The sequence below is a fragment of the Protofrankia sp. CiP1_Cm_nod1 genome (genome assembly GCF_920888515.1).
Taxonomy (GTDB): domain Bacteria; phylum Actinomycetota; class Actinomycetes; order Frankiales; family Frankiaceae; genus Protofrankia.
This window is the reverse complement of the sequence record NZ_CAKKTM010000036.1, coordinates 1-4,721: the sequence shown is the minus strand read 5'-3', so window position 1 is coordinate 4,721 and position 4,721 is coordinate 1. Positions and strand designations below refer to the sequence as shown.

The window sequence follows — 4,721 nt, the reverse complement described above, 5'->3', positions numbered from 1 at the left end:
CTGCCTCTCCGGCTGTTTCCGCCTCTTCGGGCCGAGGTCCTCGAGGGCACGAATACGGCACGCCCCGACCGGCCCGGTGAATCCGCTGCACAGCCCGCGGACTTCGGCCGGCAGTCGTTACACGGATCCTGACCGGTGGTCCGCTGCCATGGCCGACCACGGCGGTACGCCGTGGCACCCGGCAGGGATGTGGGCCCGGCGGGTTTCCGCCACCTGAACAGGAGTACTGATCACCGGATATTCTCGCCGGGCTCCTGACGGGTGAGCCGCTGCCGGATGCAGGTGAGGAGCTCGTCGGTGTCGACCGGCTTGGTCACGTAGTCGTCGGCGCCGGCGGCAAGGCATTTCTGCCGGTCGCCCGGCATGGCTTTCGCGGTGACGGCAATAATCGGGAGCGCACCGAAACGAGCCATTTCCCGGATTGCCGTCATCGTGGCGTAACCGTCCATTTCCGGCATCATCACGTCCACGAGAACGAGTTCGACGCCGTCGGTGGCGACCAGGATGTCGATGCCTATGCGCCCGTCGGGCGCGTGAATCACGGTCAGTCCGTGGAGCTCGAGGACGCTGGTGATGGCGAACACGTTCCGGACGTCGTCGTCGATCACGAGAATCCTGCGGCCGCGCAGCACGTCGTCCGTGGCATGTGCCGGGACGCCGTTGCCGCCGGGCGCGAGCGCGAGCGCGGGTGCGGGTATCGGCGCGGACACGGGCGCCTGCGAGCCGGACACGTCGGATGAACCAGGTGCACTGTGCGAAATGGGTGAACTGTACGAACTTGGCGAACTGGACAAACTGGACGGGACGGGCGGCAGCGGCAGCGGCGGGGCCGCGGGCGCCGGCGGGCCGGAAACGGCCGGCTGCGTGGCGCCATGGGCCTTCTCACCGATCGCCCCTGGCGAGGACAGCGGCAGATAGAGGGTGAAGGTACTGCCCTTCCCGAACTCGCTCTGGACACGGATCACACCGCCGAGCAGAGCCGCGACCTCACGCGCGATGGACAGGCCCAGGCCGGTCCCGCCGAATCTGCGGCTGGTGCTGCCGTCACCCTGCTGAAAGGCCCCGAAAAGCCGGTCCAGGTTCTCCTCGGCGATACCGATGCCCGTGTCGGTCACCGCGAACGCGACGGCCGGGCGTCGTTCGTCGTCGAGCACGCGGCCGCTGACCATCCGTATCCGGAGTTCCACCCCGCCCCGCTGGGTGAACTTGACCGCGTTGGACAGCAGGTTGCGCAGCACCTGCAACAGACGATGCTGGTCGCTGACCAGCGCGTCCGGCACGTCGGGGGCGACGTCGACGGCGAACCGCAGGCCCTTCTCCTCGATGACCGGGCAGAAGATGCCCCGGACGTCGTCGAGGAGCGCGCCGAGGGCGAAACGCTCCAGATGGACGTCGATCTTCCCGGCCTCGACCTTCGACAGGTCGAGGATGTCGTTGATGAGCTGCAGGAGATCGGAGCCGGCGGAGTGGATGACGTTGGCGTACTCGACCTCCTTCGGGCTGAGGTTGTTCGCCGGGTTCTGCGCCAGCAGCCGCGCCAGGATGAGCAGGCTGTTCAACGGCGTGCGCAGCTCATGGGACATGTTGGCGAGGAACTCCGACTTGTACCTGGACGACAGGCCGAGCTGCCGGGCCCGTTCCTCGATTTCCTGTCGGGCCTGCTCGATCTCGAAGTTCTTGACTTCGATGTCGTGGTTCTGGCGAGCCAGCAGAGCCGCCTTCTCCGCCAGTTCGGCGTTGGAACGCTGCAGCTCGTCCTGCCGGCTCTGGAGTTCTTCGGAACGTGCCCGCAGCTCGGCTGCGAGACGTTGCGACTCCGCCAGCAGCGCGTCGGTGCGGGAGTTGGCGACAATAATGTTGATATTGACACCGATGATGTCCATCAGCCGGTCCAGGAAATCCCGGTGCACCTGCGTGAACGGGGTGAAGGAGGCGAGCTCGATGACACCGAGCACATGGTCCTCGAAGAGGACGGGCAGCACGATCAGATTGACCGGCCCGGCATGGCCGAGACTGGACGAGATCTTCACATAATGCGCCGGGGTCCGGTCGACGAAAATCGACCGCCTGGTTCTGGCCACCTGCCCGACCAGGGACTCTCCCAGGCCGAACTCGCGCGGCACGTCGGGATGGGCCTGGTAGCCGAAGCTGGCGATCAGGCGCAGCGCGGGCGCGCCGGAGCCGGAGCCGGAGCCGGCCAGGAAGAACGTGCCGTACTGGGCGCCGACCAGCGGGGCGAGCTCGTCCATGACCAGTTCCGTGACGGTGTCGAGGTCACGGTGTTTCTGCATCAGACCGGATATGCGGGCCAGGTTGGTCTTCAGCCAGTCCTGCTCCTGGTTGGCGCGCGTGGTCTCGTACAGCGACCGCACCATCGCGTTGATATTGTCCTTGAGCTCGGCGACCTCCCCCCGCGCCTCCACCGAGACCGCCCCGGTGAGGTCACCGGCCGCGACCGCGCTGGTCACCGCGGCGATCGCACGCACCTGACGGGTGAGGTTGCCGGCAAGCTCGTTGACGTTCTCCGTCAGCCGCTTCCACGTCCCCGAGACGCCCTCGACCTCGGCCTGCCCGCCGAGTATCCCCTCGGTGCCGACCTCGCGGGCGACCCGGGTGACCTCCGCGGCAAAGGACGACAGCTGGTCGACCATCGTGTTGATGGTGGTCTTGAGCTCCAGGATCTCCCCACGGGCGTCGACGTCGATCTTCTTCGACAGGTCGCCCCGGGCCACGGCGGTGGTGACCTGGGCGATGTTGCGGACCTGGCTGGTCAGGTTGCTGGCCATCGAGTTGACGTTGTCGGTGAGATCCCGCCAGGTGCCGGAGACGCCCCGCGCGACGGCCTGCCCGCCGAGGTTGCCCTGCGTCCCCACCTCGCCCGCCACCCGGATGACCTCGTCGGCGAACGACGACAACCGGTCGACCATCGTGTTGATGGTCTCCTTGAGCTCCAGGATCTCCCCGCGCGCGTCCACCCGGATCTTCTGGGTCAGGTCGCCCTTGGCCACCGAGGTGGTGACCTCGGCGATGGAGCGGACCTGGACGGTGAGGTTGGCCGCCATGACGTTGACGGACTCGGTGAGGTCCTTCCACGTGCCCGAGACGCCCTTGACGTCGGCCTGCCCGCCCAGCCGTCCCTCGGTGCCGACCTCCCGGGCCACCCGGGTGACCTCACCGGCGAACGACGACAACTGGTCGACCATCGTGTTGATGGTGTTCTTCAGCTCCAGGATCTCCCCGCGCGCGTCCACCGTGATCTTCTGGGAGAGATCGCCGCGGGCCACCGCCGCCGCCACCTGGGAGATGGAACGGACCTGGCCGGTGAGGTTGCCGGCCATGAAGTTCACCGAGTCGGTGAGGTCCCGCCACGTTCCGCCCACCCCGGGGAAGGCCTGCCCGCCCAGCCGTCCCTCGGTGCCGACCTCCCGGGCCACCCGGGTGACCTCACCGGCGAACGACGACAACTGGTCGACCATCGTGTTGATCGTGTTCTTCAGCTCCAGGATCTCCCCGCGCGCGTCCACCGTGATCTTCTGGGAGAGATCGCCGCGGGCCACCGCCGCCGCCACCTGGGAGATGTCACGGACCTGGCTGCCGAGGTTGCCCACCGCCATGTTGGTCGACTCGATGAGCTCCCGCCAGGCGCCGGGCACGTCCGGCGCCCGGAGGCGACGGCCGAGCCTGCCCTCCACGCCGACCTCCCGGGCCGCTCTCGCCACCCCGGAAGCGATCATGGAAAGCTGGTCGGTCATGCCGTTGAACACGTCGGCGATCTCGTTCATGAGCGGGTCGTCGCCATGGGGCAGACGCGCGCGGAAGTCCCCGCCACGCACCGCCGCCAGACCGGCGAGAAGCTGACGCAGCGCGGGCTCGTCCCGCCCGCGCGCCGTTACCCGCTCCGAGTTCGCCCGCTCCGAGTTCGTAGCCTCACCCACCGGTACAACACCCCGCTCGTCGGCCGCCGGCCCGGACAGCCGGCCGGTCCCGTGTTCCACGTTAGAGAGTTCGACGATTCGCAAACCAGGGTGAAACGGACAACACCCTCGGCTCAGTTTTCTGATGTCCTATGGTTTTCCCGAGCGGCCTCGGAAGCGAGGCCCGTAATCGACGCGGACAGATACCGACCAGCCACCGAGCACGCATCGACCATGCGCCGAACAGACCGGACAGGCAACAGTCTGGACAGGCACTGTCGCGTCATCTTCGGCCCTCGCTGCCAGGGACCGGAGAAGCACGGGGCAGAGGAGAACCACGGGACAGAAACGAACAGCGGGAGAACAGCGGACCGCAGGGGCTTCGTCCGCGCGGCGGCGTTCGTGCGAGGATGTCCGCGCTGGGGGGCCTTTGAGCCCGCGTGCCGGCGGCACCCGAAGCAGTGAGGGCCGGCGGCACCCGAACCAGTGAGGGACGTACGTGGGAACGCAGCGACCGACCGGCCCGGCCGGCGACGACCAGGTGGCGCGTCTGACCGCGCTGATCGTCCGTCAGCAGAGCGAACTCGAGGCGGTGCGGGCGCAGGCCGCCACCGAAGCCCTGGTGGATCTCGCGATCGGCGTCCTGACCGAGCGCCTGCGCTGCTCCCCCGGTGAGGCGGCCAGGCAGCTTACCCACCTGGCGGCCCGGTCCGGGATGCCCCTGGCGGAGCTTGCCGCCGACGTGGTCGGCCAGCGGGCGGACGACGCGCTCGCGCTGGGCGCGGCGCGGCCGCCCCGGCAGCAGCC

Annotated in this window: 2 protein-coding genes; one reads left to right on the top strand and one right to left on the bottom strand. The window is 68.5% G+C overall.

Going from position 1 to position 4,721, the window contains the following annotated elements:
* Positions 1 to 230: 230 nt before the first annotated feature.
* Positions 231 to 3,935 carry a HAMP domain-containing protein gene (locus tag NBX02_RS02430; protein WP_250289794.1) on the bottom strand — a complete coding sequence of 1,235 codons (3,705 nt, stop codon included), beginning with the start codon at positions 3,933 to 3,935 and terminating at the stop codon, positions 231 to 233.
* 478 nt (positions 3,936 to 4,413) lie between these two features.
* On the opposite strand from NBX02_RS02430, the gene NBX02_RS02425 reads away from it, so the two are divergent.
* The coding region (locus NBX02_RS02425; protein WP_250289792.1) for an ANTAR domain-containing protein at positions 4,414 to 4,721 on the top strand (308 nt) is incomplete at its 3' end.